Consider the following 4866-nt stretch of genomic DNA (forward strand, 5'->3'; position numbering starts at 1 on the left):
AAACCACGCAAAGCACTCAACTGGCGCACCCCAGCCGAAGTCATGACCAACGCCCTCACACAAACCGGTAGCATCAAACCAAACTAACCATCATCGTTGCAACGACCCCTAGAATCCGCCAAGCAAGAGTCCCAAGGATGAGTCCTAAGCCTTAACGTCATGGGTTCGCAGCCAGGCAACAGATGCAATCCAAGCTCCGATGACGAAACAGATAGAAACAGCCATCCTGAACGCGATACCGCGCACATCAGGAGTATCATCTGCGCCGAAGGCGGTACTGCCGAGCGAAATCGTCGACGTAACCATAGCCGGTGGCAGCAGCATCGGGATGAGCCGAATACCGCTATAGAGAATTCCAACTGAGACAATCGCGCCCACAAGTGAAATCGCCACGGGCGTGGCAAAGCTGCGAAAGATCATCGAGAAAAAGGATTGCCAGGCCCCGACTGCGAACGCCGGGATGATTGCTAAGAACAGCGCGCTCAAGTTGAGAGGCGAAATCTCTCCCTGTATTCCTAAGCCGCGTCCAATGCCTAAGGCCAGCGCGATGAACACCGTCTGCATTAGCGCGATGAGGACCATGATGGAGAAAAGCTTGGCCGCGACTACTTCTCCCGCCGAGCGCGGTGAGGTCAAAATAGTGTTCCAATTGTGGTTGCGGTGTTCCAGGCGCCAGGCAGCTGCAGCGATGATGGCCACTCCCACAGTCATAAAGATTAAGCCGTAGAACAGCGTTGCTTGGGAAAGATAGCTTGCCCATCCGGCATTAAGTGACGCCAAGTTAGCGTGATAATTCGCGGCACCAATGCCGACTGCTATAGACGGCACGAGGAAGATGACAGCCCATACGTAGGAGCGTCGAAATTTCAGCAGGTCGATAGCAAACATGAACTTATTCCTCCTGGGAGTCAAGCGTGCGACAAAGCACGGTGAAGATGACGGTTACAACGGCGATGAACAGTGCCCATGGAATCCACAGTGGTTCGATGCTCACCAGGCCTTCGGGGCGGAAGGTAAATGGGGATAAGACTGCGTAGTAACCGAAGGGATTAATGAGCGTGACCGCGGTTGGAGAAAGCATTCCTGCCACACCGAGGAAGCCGCCTACTACCCCAGTGCTGAGCACCACGAGCTGGGATTCCACGCGTGCTGCCTGCCACAAGAAAATCGCCATCAGTGCGCACGAGGTTCCATATAGACCAGCTGCTGTGAGAACCCATGTGCCGGGTGAATCAATCGACTGTGCGCCAAGGAAGAATGGAGTGGTCAAGACCGCGAGCAATTCAACTACCTTTACTGCGGCTAGGACAAGGGCTAAAGCTGCGAACTTCGCGCGGAGCAGACCACCGCGGCGGTATCCGGCGATGGAATTAAGCCGCCAGCCGCCGTGGAGATGCTCTACATCGGCTGCGCGGCTGGCTAGCAATGCCACCTGCACCGGAGTGAGGAAGGCCGTCACCATGATGTAACCAAGGAGATGTCCGCCCCATTGACTATGCGGATCTTGCTGAAATTGTTCGGCGGTGTGCTCACCCACCAGATTCATACTGGAAAAGGCAACGATGGCGAGCGTGACAGCAAGGGCTAGCGGCAGCATCCGGGTATGCCGCATCTTGGCATATTCATTCTGCAACATCATTGCAAGCCACCTCGTCCCGTAATCGAAATGAAGATCTCTTCGAGACTGCGGTGCGTTCTTAGCACCTGGTAGATGGGCACGCCATGGTTGACGAGCTGCGTACAAGCCCCCGCGACGTCGCGCTCGCTTAAGTTCGGGACCCGAATGCCACCTTCTACAAAGCGCACTGAGATACCCGCGAGTGCTTGCGCCGCTTCCTCGGGGTTCGGGGTTTCGATAAAGACTTCAGGCGGCTGGGAATGGAAAAGCTCCTGCTTTGTACCTTGGAAGAGCAACTGCCCGCGATTGATAATGGTCAGCTCACTAGCCATCTTTTCGATTTCCGAGAGAAGGTGGCTCGAAACCAATACCGTTCGCCCCTCATCGGCAGCGAGGCTGACGATGAGATTGCGAATCTCTTCGATGCCGGCAGGGTCAAGACCGTTCGTTGGTTCATCAAGGATCAGAAGCTGCGGGTTACGAATCATAGCCATTGCGATGCCGAGGCGCTGCTTCATGCCCAAGGAATAGTTCGCTACTTGCTTGTCCAGCTGCTTTTCCAGCCGCACGAGGTGCACTGCGCGATCGACGTCTTCTGCCTCAGCGCGTAGAAGCCGCGCAGCGATGCGCAAGTTCTCTCGCCCGGTGAGGTGCAAATAGGCCGAAGGCTGCTCGATGAGCGAGCCGGTGCGGGCCAAGGCCCGGCTGCGCGTCTTAGGCCCGAAAGGCTCGCCGAACAAACTGATGCTTCCCTCAGTCGGCTTTGCCAGACCCAAAAGCATTTTCATGGTCGTGGACTTGCCCGAACCATTCGGCCCCAACAAACCGTGAACGACACCGGGGCCGATTGCCATATCAAGGCCGTCGACGGCCTTGAATCCCTTATATTCCTTGGTCAAACCCTGAGTTTCGACAACATATTCTGTGCTCATAACTCAATCGTTGCCCGGCGCGCCTACGCCGCACATCGCCGCGAGGCACGATTTTGCGAGTCATACCGGGGTATTAGGAGCTAAGCAGGTCAGCACGGGAGACAACTCCTGTGCGATAGGCGAAAAGGGCTGCGTGTACACGGTCCCTAGAACTCGTCTTGGCGAGCACTCGTCCAACGTGCGTCTTGACGGTCGGCATAGAGATGAACATCCGCTCACATATCTCTGTGTTTGACCATCCCATCCCGATTGCTTCAAGGATTTCTTGTTCACGGGCAGTCAGCGATTCAAGTACCCGACGGTCTGCGCCGCTAATACTCAGCGTGTCCGTGGAATCATCCCTCATACTGTGGACAAGGCGCTTAGTGGCGCGGGGTGAGATTACCGCGTCTCCGCGATAGACAGTGCGCAACGCGCTTAGTAGCTCCTCTGGCTCTGCGTCCTTGAGCACGAAGCCACTCGCTCCTGCTCGCAGCCCGGCTACTACATAGTCTTCGTCATCGAAGGTTGTCAGAATGATGACCTTCGTCTCTGGAAGAGTGGATGCGATCTCAGCAGTGGCGCTAATTCCATCGCGGACAGGCATCTGTACATCCATGAGCACCACATCAGCAGGCGTGGCCGCGCATTGGGTCAGCGCATCTTCGCCATCGTTTGCTTGCCAGATAACATCCATGTCTGGCTGCGAACTAATGATCTGGGCAATCCCGTGCAGGAAGAGAACCTGGTCGTCTACCAATCCGACTTTCATTGCTTACTTCCTCCTACGGTGGGTAACTCTGCTTCTACTATCCATGTGCCAGCATCACTGCGCTGTTGGAAGGTTCCTCCAACCAATTCCGCTCGTTCCTTCATGCCAGCAATGCCATGTCCCTCGCCTCGAGCATCACCCATATATCCATTGCGCACCTCAAGGCGGACGATACCTTCAAGCCATTCGACTAGTACGTCTGCTTGCCCGCCACCATGTTTGTTCGCATTGGTCAAAGCCTCTTGGACAATTCGGTACAGACTTAGTGACGTCGCGGCGGAAAGTTCTTCAGGTGGCGTTCCTGTGCAGCGATATCCCGCAGCAATGCCAGCGCTTCTAACGCTGTTAATGAGTTCTGGAAGATCACCGAATCCCGCCATCGGTTGAGTGCCGCGCTTTTCCCCTGTGCGCAGCAAGCCCACGACTCCCCGCATCTCCCTCAAAGAGGTCCTTCCCACGCGGGAAATAGACTTCAAAGCTTCTTCTTGCGCTTCCGTGTCTTTGGTGTAGAGCGCCCCATCGGCCTGGGCAACTATGACCGATAGCGAGTGCGTGACGACGTCATGGATCTCACGTGCGATAAACGCCCGTTGTTCCGTCGAGCTTTTCTCGAATTCCAGGCGTTGTTTCTCTAGAGCACGCGAAATCTCCCGTGTGCGTTCTTCCTCTGCTCTCCTACGCAGTTCACCCACAAGCATGCATACCGCAAGGACCAGTAGGCTCCAGCCCACGACGAAAAGGCGCCGCGCAATATCCTGTGCTGCTTCCTGTACCGTTTGGCTCACCCAAAATACGCCGATAAAGTCCGCAGCAAGCATCCCTATAGTCATTATTCGACGCAGGGGATCTTCCAGCCTGCGGCGAATAATGTAGGCGACCTGCCCCGCAAGGATTATGATGCCTACAGTGAGTTCCACCTGGAAAAGGCTGGCGAAGAGCACCATTGATGCAACGAAGACCACCAGGCGCGGCCACCGCCTGCTTATAATTGGCATTAGCACGACCAAGGCGATAATCAGGTAGTCAAAGAGCGGCCGGGACATCAGCTCCCTACCGATGAGAGACGCCGCTCCGCACAAAAGCGACACCGCAAGGTCACGAATCATTCGCCTATCAGAAAAGACTTCCACGCCTCTACGCTATCCGGTTCGACGAGTTAAGTAGTCATGCCTGAGTACGATTCCGTCGGCCATTTTTATCCAAGGCCGGGTCTAGATAGACCTCCTTCCCCACAAATTCGGGAAGCCAAAGGTAGGAAAACTGCGCCCCGCTCTGTGAACTGGCCCCCAAAAGTTTGGGGTTGCCCGCAAATCGTGGACACGTAGTGGGGCTACCTAGTGTTTAGGCAGCTATTTCTTTTCTACTGGTGGTTAGACCAATGTGGTTTTCGAAGTCGACGGGGCTGACCATCCCTAGTGCAGAGTGCCGGCGCCGACGGTTGTAAACGACTTCAATCCAGTAGGCAACGGCCTTGCGTGCGGCATCACGGGTCGCCCAGCGCTTACGGTCGTAGAACTCGGTTTTAAGCGTTGACCAGAATGACTCGGCCATCGCGTTATCGAAGC

General features: G+C 55.5%; 6 protein-coding genes. All 6 read right to left on the bottom strand.

From position 1 onward, the window contains the following. Window positions 1-144: 144 nt before the first annotated feature. On the bottom strand, window positions 145-888 hold the full coding sequence (locus MHK00_RS11580) for an ABC transporter permease (protein WP_005325029.1): 744 nt from the start codon (window positions 886-888) through the stop codon (window positions 145-147). A gap of 4 nt (window positions 889-892) precedes the next feature. Beyond that, window positions 893-1639, bottom strand: coding sequence for an ABC transporter permease (locus tag MHK00_RS11585; RefSeq protein ID WP_005325030.1), 747 nt, complete (start codon window positions 1637-1639; stop codon window positions 893-895). Then, window positions 1636-2550: an ABC transporter ATP-binding protein gene (locus MHK00_RS11590; RefSeq protein ID WP_005325031.1), complete on the bottom strand. Its 915-nt coding sequence runs from the start codon at window positions 2548-2550 to the stop codon at window positions 1636-1638. The genes MHK00_RS11585 and MHK00_RS11590 overlap by 4 nt, the downstream gene beginning before the upstream one ends. Before the next feature lie 73 nt (window positions 2551-2623). Next, window positions 2624-3301: a response regulator gene (locus MHK00_RS11595; RefSeq protein ID WP_005325032.1), complete on the bottom strand. Its 678-nt coding sequence runs from the start codon at window positions 3299-3301 to the stop codon at window positions 2624-2626. Further along, on the bottom strand, window positions 3298-4407 hold the full coding sequence (locus MHK00_RS11600) for a sensor histidine kinase (protein WP_250411964.1): 1110 nt from the start codon (window positions 4405-4407) through the stop codon (window positions 3298-3300). Before MHK00_RS11600 ends, MHK00_RS11595 begins: the two co-directional genes overlap by 4 nt. A gap of 235 nt (window positions 4408-4642) precedes the next feature. Next, the coding region (locus tag MHK00_RS11605; RefSeq protein WP_436232083.1) for an integrase core domain-containing protein at window positions 4643-4866 on the bottom strand (224 nt) is incomplete at its 5' end.

Origin of the sequence: Corynebacterium tuberculostearicum (assembly GCF_022347385.1) — a bacterium.
In the GTDB taxonomy this organism is placed as follows: Bacteria; Actinomycetota; Actinomycetes; order Mycobacteriales; family Mycobacteriaceae; genus Corynebacterium; species Corynebacterium tuberculostearicum_M.